General features: G+C 67.6%; 16 protein-coding genes. 8 read left to right on the top strand and 8 right to left on the bottom strand.

Going from position 1 to position 17,246, the window contains the following annotated elements:
• Positions 1-5: 5 nt before the first annotated feature.
• Genes AC5LXX_RS24195 through AC5LXX_RS24205 form a run of 3 tightly spaced genes read left to right on the top strand, consistent with a single transcriptional unit; the run spans position 6 to position 3,691 of the window.
• Complete coding sequence (locus AC5LXX_RS24195; RefSeq protein WP_493413404.1) at positions 6-1,511, top strand: efflux transporter outer membrane subunit; 1,506 nt, start codon at positions 6-8, stop codon at positions 1,509-1,511.
• A 21-nt stretch (positions 1,512-1,532) separates the two neighbouring features.
• Complete coding sequence (locus tag AC5LXX_RS24200) at positions 1,533-2,228, top strand: heavy metal response regulator transcription factor (protein WP_009688307.1); 696 nt, start codon at positions 1,533-1,535, stop codon at positions 2,226-2,228.
• Positions 2,225-3,691 carry a heavy metal sensor histidine kinase gene (locus AC5LXX_RS24205; RefSeq protein WP_493411254.1) on the top strand — a complete coding sequence of 489 codons (1,467 nt, stop codon included), beginning with the start codon at positions 2,225-2,227 and terminating at the stop codon, positions 3,689-3,691. Before AC5LXX_RS24200 ends, AC5LXX_RS24205 begins: the two co-directional genes overlap by 4 nt.
• A gap of 75 nt (positions 3,692-3,766) precedes the next feature.
• On the opposite strand, the gene AC5LXX_RS24210 is transcribed toward AC5LXX_RS24205, so the two are convergent.
• The 4 genes from AC5LXX_RS24210 to AC5LXX_RS24225 form a co-directional block, all read right to left on the bottom strand.
• On the bottom strand, positions 3,767-4,807 hold the full coding sequence (locus AC5LXX_RS24210) for an AraC-like ligand-binding domain-containing protein (RefSeq protein ID WP_493411255.1): 1,041 nt from the start codon (positions 4,805-4,807) through the stop codon (positions 3,767-3,769).
• A 144-nt stretch (positions 4,808-4,951) separates the two neighbouring features.
• Positions 4,952-6,478, bottom strand: a complete 1,527-nt coding sequence (locus tag AC5LXX_RS24215) for an amidase (RefSeq protein ID WP_493411256.1) — start codon at positions 6,476-6,478, stop codon at positions 4,952-4,954.
• 55 nt (positions 6,479-6,533) lie between these two features.
• Positions 6,534-7,592, bottom strand: a complete 1,059-nt coding sequence (oxdA, locus tag AC5LXX_RS24220) for an aliphatic aldoxime dehydratase (RefSeq protein WP_493411257.1) — start codon at positions 7,590-7,592, stop codon at positions 6,534-6,536.
• A gap of 95 nt (positions 7,593-7,687) precedes the next feature.
• Positions 7,688-8,584 carry a transporter gene (locus AC5LXX_RS24225; RefSeq protein ID WP_493411258.1) on the bottom strand — a complete coding sequence of 299 codons (897 nt, stop codon included), beginning with the start codon at positions 8,582-8,584 and terminating at the stop codon, positions 7,688-7,690.
• 514 nt (positions 8,585-9,098) lie between these two features.
• Between AC5LXX_RS24225 and nthA the strand changes: the two genes are divergently transcribed.
• The 4 genes from nthA to AC5LXX_RS24245 all read left to right on the top strand — a co-directional run bounded on the left by nthA (position 9,099) and on the right by AC5LXX_RS24245 (position 12,430).
• Positions 9,099-9,698, top strand: a complete 600-nt coding sequence (gene nthA, locus AC5LXX_RS24230; RefSeq protein WP_493411259.1) for a nitrile hydratase subunit alpha — start codon at positions 9,099-9,101, stop codon at positions 9,696-9,698.
• 44 nt (positions 9,699-9,742) lie between these two features.
• A complete protein-coding gene (gene nthB / locus AC5LXX_RS24235) occupies positions 9,743-10,396 on the top strand; it encodes a nitrile hydratase subunit beta (protein ID WP_493411260.1) in 654 nt (217 codons plus the stop codon).
• Entirely contained in the window at positions 10,393-11,655 is a 1,263-nt protein-coding gene (locus tag AC5LXX_RS24240; protein ID WP_493411261.1) for a GTP-binding protein, read from the top strand. The genes nthB and AC5LXX_RS24240 overlap by 4 nt, the downstream gene beginning before the upstream one ends.
• A 187-nt stretch (positions 11,656-11,842) precedes the next feature.
• On the top strand, positions 11,843-12,430 hold the full coding sequence (locus tag AC5LXX_RS24245) for a LysE family translocator (RefSeq protein WP_493411262.1): 588 nt from the start codon (positions 11,843-11,845) through the stop codon (positions 12,428-12,430).
• Positions 12,431-12,442: 12 nt separating this feature from the next.
• On the opposite strand, the gene AC5LXX_RS24250 is transcribed toward AC5LXX_RS24245, so the two are convergent.
• The gene (locus AC5LXX_RS24250) at positions 12,443-13,288 is read right to left on the bottom strand and encodes an AraC family transcriptional regulator (protein ID WP_493411263.1); all 846 of its coding nucleotides are present in this window, start codon (positions 13,286-13,288) and stop codon (positions 12,443-12,445) included.
• 170 nt (positions 13,289-13,458) lie between these two features.
• Between AC5LXX_RS24250 and AC5LXX_RS24255 the strand changes: the two genes are divergently transcribed.
• The gene (locus AC5LXX_RS24255; protein WP_493403245.1) at positions 13,459-14,253 is read left to right on the top strand and encodes an SDR family NAD(P)-dependent oxidoreductase; all 795 of its coding nucleotides are present in this window, start codon (positions 13,459-13,461) and stop codon (positions 14,251-14,253) included.
• Between the two features lie 39 nt (positions 14,254-14,292).
• Here AC5LXX_RS24255 and AC5LXX_RS24260 read toward each other — a convergent pair whose 3' ends face one another.
• The 3 genes from AC5LXX_RS24260 to AC5LXX_RS24270 all read right to left on the bottom strand — a co-directional run bounded on the left by AC5LXX_RS24260 (position 14,293) and on the right by AC5LXX_RS24270 (position 17,208).
• Complete coding sequence (locus AC5LXX_RS24260) at positions 14,293-14,667, bottom strand: hypothetical protein (protein ID WP_493411264.1); 375 nt, start codon at positions 14,665-14,667, stop codon at positions 14,293-14,295.
• Positions 14,668-14,889: 222 nt separating this feature from the next.
• On the bottom strand, positions 14,890-15,960 hold the full coding sequence (locus tag AC5LXX_RS24265; protein WP_493411265.1) for an AI-2E family transporter: 1,071 nt from the start codon (positions 15,958-15,960) through the stop codon (positions 14,890-14,892).
• 138 nt (positions 15,961-16,098) lie between these two features.
• Entirely contained in the window at positions 16,099-17,208 is a 1,110-nt protein-coding gene (locus tag AC5LXX_RS24270; protein ID WP_493411266.1) for an NADH:flavin oxidoreductase/NADH oxidase, read from the bottom strand.
• Positions 17,209-17,246 lie beyond the last annotated feature (38 nt).

Below are 17,246 nucleotides of genomic sequence, written 5' to 3' on the forward strand. Positions count from 1 at the left end.
TCGCGATGCGCGCCCGCCTGCGGCCCGCGGCGCTCGCCGCCGTCGTGGCGGCAGCCGCCGTCGCCGGCTGCACCGTCGGCCCGGACTACCGGCGCCCGGCCGTCGACACGCCGGCCGCGTGGCGGCTCGACCCGGCCGATGCGTACTGGCATCCGGCCGCACCGGCCCGCGCGCCGCTCGATCCCGCGTGGTGGACCGCGTTCGGCGATCCGCAACTCGACGCACTCGAAACCGACGCCCTGCGCAACAACCAGAACCTGAAGGCCGTGGCCGCGCGCTACGACCAGGCGAAGGCGACGCTCGCGTCGGTCGCGTCCGCGCAGTATCCGGCCGTCGGCCTGACCGCGAGCGGCCAGCGCTTCAAGATCTCCGCCGACCGGCCACAGACCAACTACGCGACGAAGAGCATGTCGACCGTGCAGAACGAGATCCAGGTCGGCGCGGCCGTCAGCTACGAGCTCGACCTGTTCGGCCGCGTGCGGCGCAGCGTCGAATCCGCGCAGGCCACCACCGAGCAGGCGCGCGACGATTTCGCGAACGCGCGCCTCGTGCTGACCGCCAATCTCGCGTCGAGCTATTTCGCGCTGCGCGAGCTCGACAGCGAAATCGACGTCGTCAAGCGCTCGATCGACCTGCAGCAGAAGGCGCTCGACTACGTGAGTGCGCGCCACGACCTCGGCGCGGTGTCGGGCCTCGATCTGTTGCAGCAGCGCTCGCAGCTCGACGCGACGCGCACGCAGGCGCAGTTGCTGCTCCAGCAGCGCGCGCAGGTCGAAACCGCGCTCGCGACGCTGGTCGGCGCGCCGGCCCCCGAATTCTCGCTGCCGCCGCGCGTGGTGCCGATCAACGCGCCCGCGCTGCCGACCGGCATGCCGAGCGACCTGCTGCAGCGGCGGCCCGACGTCGCGTCGGCCGAACGCGCGATGGCCGCCGCGAACGCGCAGATCGGCGTCGCGCGCGCCGCGTATTTCCCGCGCATCACGCTGTCGCCCGACATCGGCTGGGATGCGACGCGCTTCGCGGGCCTGTTCACCGTGCCGGCGCTGCTGTGGTCGGTCGGCGGGTCGCTCAGCCAGCCGCTGTTCGAAGGCGGCCGGCTGAAGGCCGGCGTCGATTTCGCGCAGGCCGGCTACGTCGCCGCGCAGGCCAGCTACCGGCAGACCGTGCTCACCGCGTTCCAGGAAGTGCAAAATGCGGTCACGGGTCTGTCGATCCTCGCCGACGCCGCGCAGCAGGCAGCGGCGGCCGTCGACGACGCGCGCAAGCTCGTGTCGCTCGCGCAGGACCGCTACGCGGGCGGCCTGACGCCATTCATCGACGTGCTGACGGCCCAGCAGCAATTGTTGACGAGCGAGCGCCAGGCCGTGCAGATCCAGGGCCAGCGCGCGGCGCTCGTCGTGTTTCTCGCGAAGGCGCTCGGCGGCGGCTGGGACGGCGCCGCAACGAACGACGCCACGCCATCCGACGTCGCGGCGGCAAGCCCCCAGCGCACCGCGGGCGTCGACCCTTAACCCGGTTAGCGGAATACCAACATGAAAGTGCTGATCGTCGAAGACGAACCGAAAGTCGTCGAATACCTGAAGAGCGGCCTGACCGAGGAAGGCTGGGTCGTCGACACCGCGCTCGACGGCGAGGACGGCGCATGGAAAGCCGTCGAATTCGACTACGACGTGGTCGTGCTCGACGTGATGCTGCCGAAGCTCGACGGCTTCGGCGTGCTGCGTGCGTTGCGCGCGCAGAAGCAGACCCCCGTCATCATGCTGACCGCGCGCGACCGCGTCGACGATCGCGTGCGGGGCTTGCGCGGCGGCGCGGACGACTACCTGACCAAACCGTTCTCGTTCCTCGAGCTGATCGAGCGGCTGCGCGCGCTGACGCGCCGCGCACGCGTGCAGGAATCGACGCTGATCTCGATCGGCGACCTGCGCGTCGACCTGATCGGCCGCCGCGCGACGCGCGACGGCACGCGGCTCGACCTGACCGCGCAGGAATTCCAGCTGCTCGGCGTGCTCGCGCGGCGCAGCGGCGAGGTGCTGTCGAAGACGACGATCGCCGAACTCGTGTGGGACGTGAACTTCGACAGCAACGCGAACGTCGTCGAGACGGCGATCAAGCGCCTGCGCGCGAAACTCGACGGCCCGTTCGCGGACAAGCTGCTGCACACGATCCGCGGCATGGGCTACGTGCTCGAGGCACGCGAGGACGGCGACACGGAGCGGCGGGCATGAAACGCTCGATCATCCTGCGGCTCTCGGCGATGTTCGGCATCGTGTCGCTGCTCGTGTTCACGCTGGTCGGCTGCGGGCTGTTCGTGATGATGGAGCGCCAGCTGTTCGCCGAACTGCGCGCGACGCTCGACACGCGCGCCAAGGTCGCCGCGATGATCGTGTCGCACGCGACCACGGCCGAGCGCGGCCGCCTGATGCAGGAAAAGCTCGCCGACCTCGAACCGCCCGACGGCTCGACGCACTACCAGGTCGTCAGCGACAACCCGGCGTTCCGCTTCGGCAGCCCCGTCAATGGCGTGCCGCTCGACCCGCCGTTCGGCGCGTTCCAGCGCTACCAGCTCAACGACAGCAGCTATGCGGTGATGACGAAGACCGTCACGCTGGCCGGCGCCGGCGAGCGGCCGGAGCTGCAGCTGGTCGTCGCGTCGTCCTGCGAGCGCACGCAGCGGATGCTGCGCCGCTTCGGCTGGACGCTCGCCGCGCTGATTGCGACGGCCACCGTCATCACGCTGCTGCTGAGCCGCGCGGTCGCGCGCTTCGGGCTCGCGCCGCTCGACCGGCTGTCGCAGGATGCGGCGAGCGTGAGCGCGACGAACCGCCGCCAGCGGCTGCACACCGACGCGCTACCGACCGAGCTGCGCGATCTCGCCACGTCGTTCAACGGCGCGCTCGAACGCATCCAGCAAACCTACGCGCGGCTCGAAGCGTTCAACGCGGACGTCGCGCACGAGCTGCGTACGCCGATCAGCATCCTGATCGGCCAGACCCAGGTCGCGCTGACGAGCCGCGACCGCTCGGTCGACCGGATGCGCCAGACGCTGCAGTCGAACCTCGAGGAATTCGAGCGGCTGCGCGTGATCATCAACGACATGCTGTTCCTGTCGCGCAGCGATCGCGGCGAACGCGCGACCGACCTGAAGGATGTGTCGCTCGCCGACGAGGTGCGGCGCATGCTCGACTTCCTCGAAATCCCGCTCGACGAGGCGCAATTGCGCGCCGAATTGCATGGCGACGCGCGTGCGGCCGTCGACCCGTCGCTGTTCCGCCGCGCGATGACGAACCTGCTGATCAACGCGATCCAGCATTCGGCGCCCGGCGCGACGGTGAACGTGACGATCACGCGCCGCGACACGCTCGTCGAGATGGCCGTGTCGAACCCCGGCGAGCCGATCGATCCGGTGCAGCGCTCGCACGTGTTCGAGCGCTTCTACCGGCTCGAGGAAGCGCGCGCGAACAGCAAGGAGAACCACGGGCTCGGGCTGTCGATCGTCAAGGCCGTGGCCGAGATGCACGGCGGCGGCGTGTTCGTCGCGTGCTCGGGCGGCGTCAATACGTTCGGCTTCTCGGTATCGACGGAACCCTGCGCGGGCGGACCGCTGCGCGCGGCCGACGCAGCCGGATCGACCGGATCGGGCGATTCGGCAGAGCCGCGTCCGGCCCACGCGCCGCGCGCGCTGCACTGACGGCGGCCGCGCCAGCGGCCGTCCAGCCGCTCTTCCGATCGGCGCCTGCGTGCCGCGAACGCGGCCCGGGACGGGTTACGCGCGCGGCTTGCCGCCCTGCTCGCGCCATGCCCGCGGCGACATCGCAAACCGCTCCCGAAACACGCGACTGAAATGCGACATGTCGTTGAATCCCCAGCGCAACGCGATGTCCGACACGCGCAGCACCGCGCATTGCGGATTCGCCAGATCCTGCGCGCACCGTTCGAGCCGCAGATTCAATACGTAACGCATCAACGACGTGTTTTCGGCCTCGAATAGCTTGTTGATGTACCGCGACGAAATCCCGATCGACCGCTCGATCATCATCGGGCTCAGCTCCGGATCGTGCAGGTGCTCGAGCAGATGCCGCTTGACACGCGTCAGTGTCAACGCCTTCATCCTCGATTGCGCGACGTCGTTGCGCTGCATGCCCCCGAGCGTCATCGCGATCAGCGAGATCGCGGTATCCGACAACTGCCGCATCTCTTCCTCGGTCACGCTGCGGATCTGCGACGACATCTGCTCGAGAAACGCACGCATGACGCTGCCGACGCCCTCCCCGGTGTGCGTCGGGGAGGCCGTGCGGTGTTCCATCCCGACGACGAGCTGGTTCAGGGTCGCGCGGGGAATGCTCACGACGATCTCGCGCCACGACTGGCCGAACTGCAGGTGGTGCGGCCGGGTCGCGTCGTAGATCGCAAAATCCCCGGGGCGCAGCGTGACGATCTTGCCGTCCTGCTCGACCGATTGGCTGCCCTCGAGCATCAATACGCCGAAATACTTGTCCTCATACTCGCTCCGCGCCTGGCGATAGCGCCGAATCACGGCCTGCTCGCTGGCATGGATTTCCGAGATTCGCATCTTTTCGCATTTGCGCTGCCGCACCTGGCCGAAGAAATCGGCTTTCTGCACGGCCGCGATCTGCACGTCCGCGAACAAACGCAGAATCGTCTCGCGCCAAAACTCGATACGCTGGCTGACCGAGCCGTCGGTCGCCACCTCGATCGCCGAATTCGTCCATTCGTCCGGCGGGCTGCCGGACGCCGGACCGGGCGCGTCGCCGCTTGCGGCGCGCGGGAAAGGACGCATCGTCATGGTCGTGCCCCACATCGGTTAGCCAACACGCAGCCGGTAGCGTGCCCGTTCAAAAGCGCATTGTCCAATCGGCAACCGTGCAAGCCGCGTTGCCGGCCGGACCGACATGCGGCGCGGCGGCGATGCGCTGCCGCGCCGGGCACGTCATGCGAATGTCGTCTGACGCCAGTCGGAAGACTGTTCATACGCATACGCGCAGCGGTAGATCGTCGCTTCGTCGAAGCGGCGCCCGACCAGTTGCAGCCCGATCGGCAGATCGTCGGCTACCCCGCACGGCAGCGACATCGCCGGGTGCCCGGACACGTCGAACGGCGCGGTATTCGCGAGCATCTCGAACGCGCGCGTCAGCGATTCGGACATCGCACAGCCGGGCTTCGGCAGTTCCGACGCGCGCATCGGGACGGTCGGCATCAGCAATACGTCATACGACTGCAGCGCCGCGTCGTAAGCCGATCGCAAGCGTCGCGCGAGGTTCTGGCACTTCGCGTAGTAGCGCCCGCGATACCGGCTCGTGAAATATTCGCCGAGCAGCATCGTCACCTTCACGGTATCCGGCAACTCGTCGGCGCGTTCGCGCCAGCCCGCGTGATGATCGATCATGCCGGTCACGTACAGGCCGCCCCAGTTGAAACCGTGGCTGTTGCCCTTCATCATCTGCTGCGTTGCACCCTCGGCCGCGATCGGCAGCCAGATCGCGGTGCCGGCCGCATGCAGCGGCACCGATACTTCGTCGACACTCGCGCCCAGCTTGCGCAACCGGAGCGCGGCGACCCGCACGGCCTCGTCGACCACTTTCTCCGAATTCGCGAGCCCGAACGCCTCGCGCAGAATGCCGATCCGCAGGCCCGCGATGCCGTCGCGGATCGCGCCGAGATAATCGGCGCGCGGCGGCAACATCCGTTGGCGCGGATCGAGCCCGTCGTCGCCCGCGATGACGTCGAGCAGCAGCGCGTTGTCGAGCACCGTGCCCGTCATCGGCCCGAGATGATCGACGGTCGCCTCGATCGGCATCGCGCCGGTGTACGGCACGAGCCCGTGCGTCGGCTTCATCCCGACGATGCCGCAATAGGCGGACGGGATTCTCACCGAGCCGCCCTGGTCGCCGCCGAGCGCCATGTCGACCTCGCCGCTCGCGACCAGCGCGCCGCTGCCGGACGACGAGCCGCCTGACGAATATCCGGCCTTGCGCGGATTGTGCACCGGCCCCGACGCGCTCGTGTGCGAGCCGCCGGAAAAACAGTAGTACTCGCAGGTCGCCTTGCCGGCGATCGTCGCGCCGGCGTCGAGCACCCGCGTGACGACGGTCGCATCGATATCGGGCACGTAGCCCTCGAACGTGCTTGCGCCATTGCGCATCGGCACACCGGCGACGCAGATGTTGTCCTTCACGGCCACCGTCCTGCCGTGCAGCTTGCCGTCGGCGGCGCCGTGGATCGTGCTCTTGCGCGCCCATGCGCCGTAACGGTTCTCGTCGCCTTCCGGGCAGTAGCCGGGCGTGCGCGGATACGCGACGACGGGCAGATGGTCGGGCAGCGCGTCGATCACGTCGTACGCGTCGAAGTTCGCCTGCAGCGCATCGTCGTATTCGGCGAGTTGGCGGGAATCGACATGAAAGCCGAAGCCGGCTGCAATGTCGGACAGTTGTTCGCGGGTCGGGCGTTTGATGGCCATCGACGTTCTCCAGTTCGGTAAGCGGCACCGCCAGTGTTGGCGGCGCCGGCGGGATTCAGCGGGCGATGGCGACGGCGTCGCGCATCAGTCCGGTGCGCGGATGGCAGTTCACGTATTCGTAGACCTGATGTTTTGCGTCGAAAACGGAAACCTCGTGATACAGCCGCAGTTTCGACAGCCCGGTGACGACGCGGAAGAACGTGACGAAGATCCGCAGGTGCGTCGGATGGGATTCGGCCCAGCGCTCGAGGCGGTCGAGCGAGCGCCAGTGGCCGATGTTGTAACTTTCGTCGAGCGCGTTGCCGTCGAGATCGATCGAGCGCACGTAGCGATTGCTGTAGCAGCCGACGTCCTTGCCGTTGTCGCGCAGGAACTCCATTCCGCTGCGCAGCGTCGGCTCGATCTCCTCCAGATACAGTCGGCGCTCGTCAGTCTCCGCGGCGCGCCAGTCCTGACCGGACCGAATCAGCGCGATGTTGTCGTGTGCCAGTACGACCACACGGCCGCCGCGAGCCGGATCGCCCTCGACGATGCGCAACTCGCCGTCCGCGGCCATCCAGTCCGTCTGCGAGATCGGGAACCGGTCACGCATCGATCCCCAGTATCCGTGCTCCTCGATCTCGCCGCTGACGCCGTCCATGATCGCGCCGACGCCGGGGAAATCGCTCGTGAATGCGTAAAGCGTCTCGAACTGCTCGGCGCGCGGCGCGACGATTTCCCGGAAGTAGCCGATCCCGTCCGCGAGACGGGCGTCGGAGGCCCACCATTCCACGACTGCCGGCGACGCAATCCAGCGCGCATACGCGGCCGGATCACGCCAGTAGCCGACGGCAATCAGGTTCTCGTAGCCCTGGTCGTCGGTGTGTTGCGTCAGGTCGAAGTTGTTCGGGCCGTCCTGCGCACCGAAATCGGCGACGATCCGGCGCAACGCGGCCAGCGCCGCGGCGCGCTTGTCGGCGCCGCGATACTGGACGCCGAAATAGCCCATCACGACCTGGCTCAGGTCTTCGGCGGCCCGGGCGACGTACATCGGGAACGGCGGCTGGTAATCGTCGGCGACGCGGCGCGACAGCGTCCGCGGGCAGATCAGGTGTTTGTCGATGGCGGATTCCATGCGTGACCTCCGTGGGAAGTGAATGGGGTGTCGTGATATCTGCGTTGGGGACACTGAGCGACATGCACCGGCCATATCCCGGCGCATGCGGGTGGTCAGAAGATGTGCGCGTAGCGCAGGCCCGCGAGCACACTGTTCTTCGGACCGTTGCGCACGCTCAGGTCGGTGCCGAGCTGGATTTGCACCTGGTCGGCCTTCGTCACGAATTTCGCCGCGGTGATCCGCAGGCGCGTCGTGCGCAGCGCGTCGTTGTTGTCCGCGCCGTCGACGCTCGTTTCGCCGCCCCAGAGCTGGGTGATGCCGATCCCGAGCGACGTGCCCGGATCGGGCATGTAACGCACCATCGCCTGGGTGCTGTAGCTCATCCGCTGATGCAGCGTCGCACCGCTCGCGCCGTACGACGTGTTGTTGCCGTACCAGATCGCGTCGCCGACGAGATCGAGCGCCCACTGCGGCGAAAAGTGCTTGATGTAGGCTGCCTGGAAATCGAGCGACCAGCGGTTGGCGCCGAGATTGAGGCCGCGGTTCTGGTCGTAACTCCCGGTCGGCGCGTAAACGTAGACCGTCGCGGCGACGACGTCCTTCGCTTCGTTCAGGCGGTATTTCAACGGAGCGGTCAGGATCACGTCGCCGACACCGTTCGTACTGCCAAGCGCACCCGCGTTGCCGAAGCTGCTGATATGACCGAACGGCAGCAGCACCTGCGGATCGATCGTGAGCCTGTCGGTGAGCTGGAACACGTGCAGCAAGCGGGCGATGCCGACATTGGACTGCAGGTCGAAATCCGACGTCCGGTGGCCGTTCGCGTAGTACGCGTTCGTCGCCGAATAGTTGTAGTACAGCACGCCGATCGTCGCGCCGACCGGATACTGCTCGTAGTCGCCGGGGTCGACCTCGACCGCGCCCGCGTAATGCGATGCGACGACCATCAGCGACAGGCCGATCCAGCGCGCGATTCGCTTCAGTTTCATTCTGTTGACGTTGTCCATCATGCTCCTCACCTGGATGCGCAGACACCGCCACGCTCGACGTACGACGAACGGAAACCGTCGCCGGACCGTGGAATCGCGGGGTGCTGGTTGACTGTTATTCCGCCGGTACTCGGTAGAGTGCCGACGATTCGCGACACCGGACGGCCGTCGCTTGAGGGTGAGAATAGAAAGGCAAAATCCGCATTTCTGTTTTCCGGCGGAACAAGAAATTGGCTGTGGCGGGCCTGCGCAGCCAGCGCCCCGCAGCGGTCGCAAAACGTGCGCGGGCTGCCGCCGTTTCATGCCGGATGGGCTGTCGATGCCGCGAATCGCCGTGCATCCGGTGCGCGTCGGCACCTGCCGCGCAATGGGGCCGTCTCGGCATAGTTTCCGATCCGTGCCGGCAAAGAACCGCGCTTTTTCTCTTCTTACCCTGCTCGTCGAGCGTGACCGACACGACGCGCCCCCTCCCCGCCACGGCACAGTCGCCACGCCGTGGCGGCGGTCGACCCGAACCACGACAAGGAGCCCCACGATGAACACGATGCCTTCCGAGGACACAGCCTCGACGCCCGGCGAACGCGCCTGGGCGCTGTTTCGCGTGATGAAAGAGAAGAACCTGATTCCCGACGGCTATGTCGAAAATCTGACCGAGCTGATGTCCACGACCTGGGATCCGGCCAACGGCGCGCGCATCGTCGCGCGTGCATGGGTCGACCCCGCGTTTCGCGACCTTCTGCTGAAAGACGGCACGGCTGCATGCGCGCAGTTCGGCTACACCGGCCCGCAGGGCGAATACATCGTCGCGCTCGAAGACACGCCGACGCTGAAGAACGTGATCGTCTGCAGCCTGTGCTCATGCACGAACTGGCCGGTGCTCGGGCTGCCGCCCGAGTGGTACAAGGGCTTCGAATATCGTGCGCGGCTCGTCCGCGAAGGGCGCACGGTGCTGCGGGAGCTCGGTACCGACCTGCCCGACGACGTCGTCGTGAAGGTCTGGGATACGACCGCCGAAAGCCGCTATCTCGTGCTGCCCGTGCGGCCGGCCGGCAGCGAGCACATGACCGAGGAACAACTGCGCGCGCTCGTCACCAAGGACGTGCTGATCGGCGTTGCGCTGCCGCGCGTGCACTGACGCGCACCACGTTTCGCTCTCGACCTTCATCTCGGAGATCACATATGGACGGCTTTCACGACCTCGGCGGATTCCAGGGTTTCGGCCCGGTGCCGCATACGATCAACAGCCTCGGCTACAAACCGGTCTTCAAGGAAGACTGGGAGCATCTCGCGTACAGCCTGATGTTCGTCGGGGTGGACCAACTGAAAAAATTCAGCGTCGACGAGGTACGTCACGCAGTCGAACGCATCGACGTGCGCCAGCACGTCGGCACGCGCTACTACGAGCGCTACGTGATCGCGACCGCAACCTTGCTCGTCGAAACCGGCGTGCTCACGCAGGATGAACTCGACCGCGCGCTCGGTTCGCCTTTCCGGCTCGCGAACCCGCCGCGATCCGGCGGCCGGGCGACCCCGCCCGAGTCGACGCGGTTCGAGGTCGGCGATCGCGTCGTCGTTCGCGACGAATACGTCAGCGGACACATCCGCGCGCCGGGCTACGTTCGCGGCAAGGCAGGCGTCGTGCTGCACCGGACGACCGAATCGTGGCCATTCCCGGACGCGATCGGCCACGGCGACACCGGCGCCGCGCATCAGCCGACCTATCACGTCGAGTTCCGCGTGAAGGATCTGTGGGGCGACGCCGCCGACGACGGCTATGTCGTGGTCGACCTGTTTGAGGGCTACCTGGATCGCGCGTCCGGGCAGAGCGCATGACGACGCCGGCAAATCGGCACGTGCCGGCGGCCCCGCCGCCGAGGATTCCGGTCACCGTGCTGTCCGGCTTCCTCGGCGCCGGGAAGACGACGTTGCTGAACCACATCCTGCGCAATCGCGCCGGCCTGAAGGTCGCCGTGATCGTCAACGACATGAGCGAGATCAACGTCGACGCCGACGACGTGCGGCGCAATGTCGAGCTGCATCGAGGCGAGGACGAACTGGTCGAAATGACCAACGGTTGCATCTGCTGCACACTGCGCGCCGATCTGCTCGAGCAGATCAGCACGCTTGCGCGGCAGCATCGCTTCGATTATCTGCTGATCGAGTCGACGGGTATCTCGGAGCCGATGCCGGTCGCGGAGACGTTCGCGTTTCTCGACCGCGACGGTTTCAGCCTCAGCGAACTCGCGCGGCTGGACACGCTCGTCACGGTGGTCAACGGCGAGACGTTCGAGGATATGATCGCGTCGACTGAACCGGTCACGCGCGACGCCCCGCTCGCGAACGGCAGCGATGCCGATCCGCCGCGCAAGCTGTCGGACCTGCTGATCGAACAAGTCGAATATGCGAACGTGATCCTCGTGAGCCGACTCGACCGGATCGGCCACGCGGGTTTCGAGCGGCTGCACGCGATTCTGGCGTCACTGAATCCATCGGCGCGAATCCTGCCGATGCAGCACGGCAAGGTCGATCCGTCGGATGTCCTGGATACGCGACGCTTCGATCTGCCGGCGCTCGTCGAATCGCCGGGATGGATGCAACGCATGCAGGCCGACGAACGCCCGCCGGAATCGGATACATACGGAATCGCGTCGTGGATCTATCGCGAACGCGCGCCGTTTCATCCGGCGCGCCTGCTCGCGTGGCTGCGCCGCCCCTGGACCAACGGCCGACTGCTGCGCTGCAAGGGATATGTCTGGGCCGCGCACCGATATGCCGAAACCGCGATGCTCGTGCAGGCCGGCGACGCGTTCCAGTGGGGCTACGTTGGCCGATGGTGGCGGTTTACTCCGCCGTCGGACTGGCCGCACGACGACTATCGTCGCGACGGCGTGCTGAAGAAATGGGAGGAACCGGCTGGCGATTGCCGCCAGGAAATCGTGTTCATCGGGCAGTCGATCGATCACGTCCGGTTGCGTCGCGAACTCGATGCGTGTCTGCTGACGGTCGAAGAGATCGACGCAGGCCCGGAGTCGTGGCGCCAGCTTCCGGAAGCCGACGCGTTCGACGCGCTCGCGACTCCCGCCCATTCGTGAAGAAAGATTCGACGGCGTCGGTTGCAACGCCTGCATCCGACGACTTTCGATCGGCCCGTGGGCGTTGCGCCCGGTTCAGCGTGACGTGAATCCCGACCGCGCCACCGAGGGCAGTTTTCTTCAATACGGGCCGAAACGGCTCCCGTAGTCTCGATGCGACTTTCGACATTTCGCATGGAGACACCTGATGAGCATGCTGGTTTCGATGGCCGCGTTCGCGCTGGCCTCGTCGATTACCCCCGGTCCCGTCAACATCGTCGCGCTCAGCGCGGGCGCCCGTCACGGCCTGGGCGCCGGCCTGCGCTACGCGGCCGGCGCGACGCTGGGCTTCGTCGCGCTCTTTCTGCTGATCGGCCTCGGCCTGCACGCGGCGCTCGCGCGCTGGCCCGTGCTGACGACGGCCACGCAGTGGTCGGGGATCGCGTTCCTGCTGTTCATGGCGTTGCGGCTCGCGCTCGACGACGGCCGGCTGTCGGCCGACCCGGACGTGGCCGGCCCGTCGGCGGCGTCCGGCGCCGCGATGCAGTGGCTCAATCCGAAGGCATGGCTCGCATGCGTGGCCGCGATGGGCGCGTATGCGGCCGACGGCGACCGCGCGCAGGTCTGGCAATTCGCCGCGCTGTATCTGGTGATCTGCTTCGCGTCGATCGCCTGCTGGGCGTATGCGGGCGCGTCGCTGCGGCATCGGCTTGCGAACGCGCGGCGCATGCGCGTGTTCAACCGGCTGATGGCGCTGCTGCTGGCAGGCAGCGCGTTGTTCCTGCTCGACGTATAGCCGCGCCGCCGGTCAGCGCATCGCGCTTCGGTACTGCCCGGGCGTCGCGGCCGCGATGCGCCGGAACGCTCGCTGGAAATGCGCCTGGTCGGCAAAGCCCGCATCGAGCGCGACTTCGGCGATCGGCCGGCCGCGGCGCAGCTCGGTGCGGCCGTATTGCACGCGGCGATCGACCAGGAACGCGTGCGGCGTCATCCCGTAGCGCGCGTTGAACGCACGGATCAGGTATGACGGCGACAGGTCGGCCGCCGCGCAGATCGCATCGAGCGTCACGCCCTCGCGGCAATGCGCGGCGATGTAGTCGGCCGCACGCGCGAGCTTCGCGTTGTCGTCGCCCGGCCGCGGATCGGGCAGTTCGCGATCGAGCGCGCCGTGCAGTTGCGTGAAGAACTCGACCGCAGCGCTTTCCTTGCCGAGCGGATCGACCGACGGCGAAACGAGCGTGCGATAGAACCCGCCAAATTGCGCGAACAGGTCGCGCCGCTCCGTCAACTTCGGCGAAAACCCGTGAAAATCGCCGTTCGGATCGCGCCCCAGCGCATGCTGCAGCCGCGCGAGCCACGGCACGTCGACATAGACCATCCGGTACGCCCACGCATCGGGGCCATACGGGTTGCACGCATGGACCTGTTCCGGATCGATGATCACGAGCACGCCGCGCCCGACGTGCTCGTTCGTCGCGCCGTTCACGTAGGTGCTCGTGCCGCCGACGATCGCGCCCACCGAGAATGTGTCGTGCGTGTGCTTCGCGTAGCAGATCTCGCGGCCGTCGTCGACGGTGCGCGCCTCGATGAACGGCAGCGCGGCGTCGCGCCAGAACGGCGACGGGTCGATCGATCGGTTGGCGGTACGGCTCACGCGGCGGGCTCCCGGTTCGGACGGCGAACGCTCACCGTACAAGACTGTGCGCCGCCGCGCAACCGGACCTGCCGGCGTCGACGCGGGATCGCGCCATTTCGCCTAAGCTTTGAATTCCGGCCGCCGCGGCACGCGCGGCGGATCCCGTTCACTCCTCTCCCGTCACGCTCATGCACATCGATCTGAAAGGCAAGACCGCGGTCGTCACCGCCTCCACCGCCGGCATCGGGCTCGCGATCGCCGAAGGGCTCGCGCGCGCTGGTGCGCGCGTCGTCGTCAATGGCCGCAGCGACACGTCGGTTCAGTCTGCGCTCGCGCAGCTGCGCGCGGCCGTGCCCGGCGCGAGCTTCGACGGCGTCGCCGCCGACCTGTCCGACGCGGCCGGCGTCGCGCGCATCACGCAGCACACGCCGGATGCCGACATCCTCGTCAACAATGCGGGCATCTACGGCCTGAAGGCATTCTTCGAGATCGACGACGCCGAGTGGGAACATTACTTCCAGATGAACGTGATGTCCGGCGTGCGGCTCGCGCGGCATTACCTGAAGGGGATGATCGAACGCAATGCCGGGCGCATCGTGTTCATTTCGTCGGAATCGGGCCTGAATATCCCGGTCGACATGATTCATTACGGGTTCACGAAAACCGCGCAGCTGTCGATCGCGCGCGGCCTCGCGAAGCTCGCGGCCGGCACCAGCGTGACGGTCAATTCGGTGCTGCCGGGGCCGACGATGTCGGAAGGCGTGCGCGCGCTGCTGAAGGCGCAGGCCGACGAAACGGGGCGCAGCATCGACGACATCGCGGTGGAGTTCGTGCGCAGCGCGCGCGCAAGTTCGATCATCCAGCGGCCGGCGACGACGGAGGAAGTCGCGAACCTGGTCGTGTACGTCTGCTCGCCGCAGGCATCGGCCACGACTGGCGCGGCGTTGCGCGTCGACGGCGGCGTGGTCGACACGATAGCGTGACGGCCGTATGACGCGCGCGCGCAGCGCGTTGCGGCGGCACTATCGCGACGCGCTCTTGCCCGGCTGAAGCGTGCCCTTGCGGTCGGCGTCCATGCAGGAATCGAAGCCGTATTGCGTGACGACGCCGGCCCTGTCGAACACGACGAAATACTCGCGGTGATCGTTGCCGTGCTCGATGAAGTAGTTGTAGCAGACGCCGCTGCCGTTGCGGACCATCCACACGCTGCGCGGGTTGCCGCCGGCGCGGACGACGTCGGCGCGCGTCGCGCCATGCCGCGAGGCGGCCCGTGCGAGCGGCGTGCGCGAATACGAGAACGGCAGCCACGAGTCGAACCACGCGCAGCCGTGCAACATCAGGCAGCTCGCGGCCAGGGACAGCATCGCCGCGGGTCGGGACATCGGAATCAATCGCATGCTTGGGGAAATCTGCTGCGCCATGCCGGCGTGATCGAAAGCCCCATGCTACTAGACCTTTGGGTCCGGATCGAAAAGAAATGTAGAGATCTTTATACGAATCCCTGCGTGGCATGCCCGCGTGCAAGCCGGATCGTGGCCGAGCGTTGCGGCCGGCGCATGCTTGCGCGCGCATCGAACCCGTTGCGCCGCTCCGTCAAATCGGCGCAACGGCGCGCATCGTCACGCAATCCATTCGGCCCACAGCATCGTCAGCACCGTCATCAGCGCGGGGCCGACGAACAGCCCGATCAGGCCGAACGTCTCGGCGCCGCCGAGGATGCCGAACAGCACGAGCAGGAACGGCAGCCGCGCCGAGCTGCCGATCAACACCGGCCGCACGAAATGCTCGGCGACGAACACGACGATGAAACCGAGCACGGCCACCACGACGGCCCACATGGTCGCGCCCTGCACGAACAGCCAGAGCGCCGCGCCGCAGAACACGATCGGCGCACAGAACGGCAGCATCGCGGCAATCGCCGTGACGAGGCCGAGCAGCGCCGCATGCGGAACGCCGGCCAGCGCATACGCGATGCCGAGCAGCGCGCCCTCGCCGAGCCCGACGACGACGAGCCCCGTCACCGTGCCGTACACGGCCTTCACCATCCGGTCAATCAGTTCCGCGCCGTTGTGCCCGAACGCACGCCGCGCGCCCTGCAACAACGCGCCCGACAGCTTGTGGCCCGCGCGCAGGATCACGAACAGCGTGACGAGCATGAAGGCGAATTCGAGCAGCGCATGCGCAAGCTTGGTGCCGAACTGCCGGCCGAACGCGAGGAATTTCTCGCTGTTCATGCCATGCATCGCGCTGGACGCATGCAGCGGATGGCCGAGATTGGCTTGCCACCATTCGGTGATCTGCGCCGAGCCGTAAGGCAGCCGGCCGACGACGTCCGGCAACGGAATGCCGTTGTCCTGGATCGTCCGCAGCCACTCGCGCAGGTCATGCGCCTGGCCGATCGCCTGGGTGGCCGCGACCGCGACCGGCAGCACGACGAGCAGCGAGATCGCGGCCGTGATGACGGTGGCGATGAGCGTCGGCCGGTCACGGAACAGCCGGTGCGATTCGAAGCATTTGAGCAGCGGCCACATCGCGATGGCGGTCACGCAGGCCCATGCGATGGCGGGAATGAAGTCGCGGATCACCCACAGCGCGAGCACCAGCAGCGCCGCATACAGCACGATGCGGGCGATCTGCTGCGCGCGCGGCCGCGCGGCGGAATCGTGAGACGACGGGACATGTGCGCCCATGGCACCTCTGTCGAAATGAAAAAATGGCGGTTCGCGCAGGCAACCGGCCTGCACGAACCGCCATTCTATCCATCGGCGCCGGATCGGCGGCGCGCATCATGCGCGGGCCGCGCCGGCGCATCGTGCCGCCACGGCCGCTCAGGCCACCTTGTCGGCGATCCGGTAACGCTCGAGCCAGTGCGCGTACGGCGCGGGCAGCGTCCACGACGGACGCTCGACGCCGAGTTGCTTGGCCGCGTAGTACGGCCAGTGCGGATCGGCCAGGTGCGCGCGGCCGACCATCACGAGATCGAGCTGCCCTTCGGCCACCACGCGGTTCGCCAGTTGCGGCGTGTCGATCCCCCATGCGGACGACACCGGCAGTCCGGCCTCGCGGCGCACGCGCTCGGCGATCGGTGCGAGGAACGCCGGGCCCCACGGAATCTGTGCGGTGGGCGTCGAGAAGCCGACCGACACGCTCAGCATGTCGAGCCCTTCCCGCTTCATCCGCTGCGTGAGCGCGATCGACTCGGCGAGCGTCTCTTCGTCGCGGCCGTCGTATTCGATCACGCCGAGCCGCACGGTCAGCGGCAGATGCTCGGGCCAGACCTTGCGGACGGCCGCGAGCGTATCGACGAGGAAGCGGCCGCGGTTGTCGGCCGAGCCGCCGTATTCGTCGGTGCGCTGGTTCGCATGCACCGAGAAGAAGCTCTGGCCGAGATAGCCGTGCGCGAAATGCAGTTCGAGCCATTCGAAGCCGAGATCGCGCGCACGCTTCGCCGACGCGACGAAGTCGGCCTGCACGCGGGCGATGTCGTCGTGCGTCATTTCGCGCGGCACCTTCGGCAGGTGCGCGCCGAACGGCACGGCCGACGGGGCGATGGTCTGCCAGCCGCGCGGATCGCCGTCGGCGATATGGTCGTCGCCTTCCCATGGGCGGTTCGCGCTCGCCTTGCGGCCGGCGTGCGCGATCTGGATGCCGGGCACCGCGCCGGCCGCCTTGATCGCGCCGACCGACGGCGCGAACGCTTCGGCCTGCGCGTCGTTCCACAGCCCGGCGCAGCCCGGCGTGATGCGCCCTTCCGGCGACACGGCCGTGGCCTCCGCGATCACGAGGCCCGCGCCGCCGCGCGCGATGCCGGCCAGATGCACGTGATGCCAGTCGTTGACGACGCCATCCTCGGCGACGTACTGGCACATCGGCGGCACCGCGATGCGGTTGCGCAGCGTGACATCCTTGAGTTTGAACGGTTCGAACAAGGCAGACATCCACGACTCCTTTGCTTGGTTCTGCAAAACGACTGGGG

This window comes from Burkholderia torrens, assembly GCF_984668525.1.

What these genes read in the sequence shown, in the direction of transcription:
- AC5LXX_RS24270 (WP_493411266.1), bottom strand. Translation starts at nt 17,208, where the DNA reads ATGTCTGCCTTGTTCGAACCGTTCAAACTCAAGGATGTCACGCTGCGC.
- AC5LXX_RS24260 (WP_493411264.1), bottom strand. Translation starts at nt 14,667, where the DNA reads ATGCGATTGATTCCGATGTCCCGACCCGCGGCGATGCTGTCCCTGGCC.
- AC5LXX_RS24215 (WP_493411256.1), bottom strand. Translation starts at nt 6,478, where the DNA reads ATGGCCATCAAACGCCCGACCCGCGAACAACTGTCCGACATTGCAGCC.
- AC5LXX_RS24240 (WP_493411261.1), top strand. Translation starts at nt 10,393, where the DNA reads ATGACGACGCCGGCAAATCGGCACGTGCCGGCGGCCCCGCCGCCGAGG.
- nthA (WP_493411259.1), top strand. Translation starts at nt 9,099, where the DNA reads ATGAACACGATGCCTTCCGAGGACACAGCCTCGACGCCCGGCGAACGC.
- AC5LXX_RS24200 (WP_009688307.1), top strand. Translation starts at nt 1,533, where the DNA reads ATGAAAGTGCTGATCGTCGAAGACGAACCGAAAGTCGTCGAATACCTG.
- AC5LXX_RS24225 (WP_493411258.1), bottom strand. Translation starts at nt 8,584, where the DNA reads ATGATGGACAACGTCAACAGAATGAAACTGAAGCGAATCGCGCGCTGG.
- nthB (WP_493411260.1), top strand. Translation starts at nt 9,743, where the DNA reads ATGGACGGCTTTCACGACCTCGGCGGATTCCAGGGTTTCGGCCCGGTG.
- AC5LXX_RS24255 (WP_493403245.1), top strand. Translation starts at nt 13,459, where the DNA reads ATGCACATCGATCTGAAAGGCAAGACCGCGGTCGTCACCGCCTCCACC.
- AC5LXX_RS24205 (WP_493411254.1), top strand. Translation starts at nt 2,225, where the DNA reads ATGAAACGCTCGATCATCCTGCGGCTCTCGGCGATGTTCGGCATCGTG.
- AC5LXX_RS24210 (WP_493411255.1), bottom strand. Translation starts at nt 4,807, where the DNA reads ATGACGATGCGTCCTTTCCCGCGCGCCGCAAGCGGCGACGCGCCCGGT.
- AC5LXX_RS24195 (WP_493413404.1), top strand. Translation starts at nt 6, where the DNA reads ATGCGCGCCCGCCTGCGGCCCGCGGCGCTCGCCGCCGTCGTGGCGGCA.
- oxdA (WP_493411257.1), bottom strand. Translation starts at nt 7,592, where the DNA reads ATGGAATCCGCCATCGACAAACACCTGATCTGCCCGCGGACGCTGTCG.
- AC5LXX_RS24265 (WP_493411265.1), bottom strand. Translation starts at nt 15,960, where the DNA reads ATGGGCGCACATGTCCCGTCGTCTCACGATTCCGCCGCGCGGCCGCGC.
- AC5LXX_RS24245 (WP_493411262.1), top strand. Translation starts at nt 11,843, where the DNA reads ATGAGCATGCTGGTTTCGATGGCCGCGTTCGCGCTGGCCTCGTCGATT.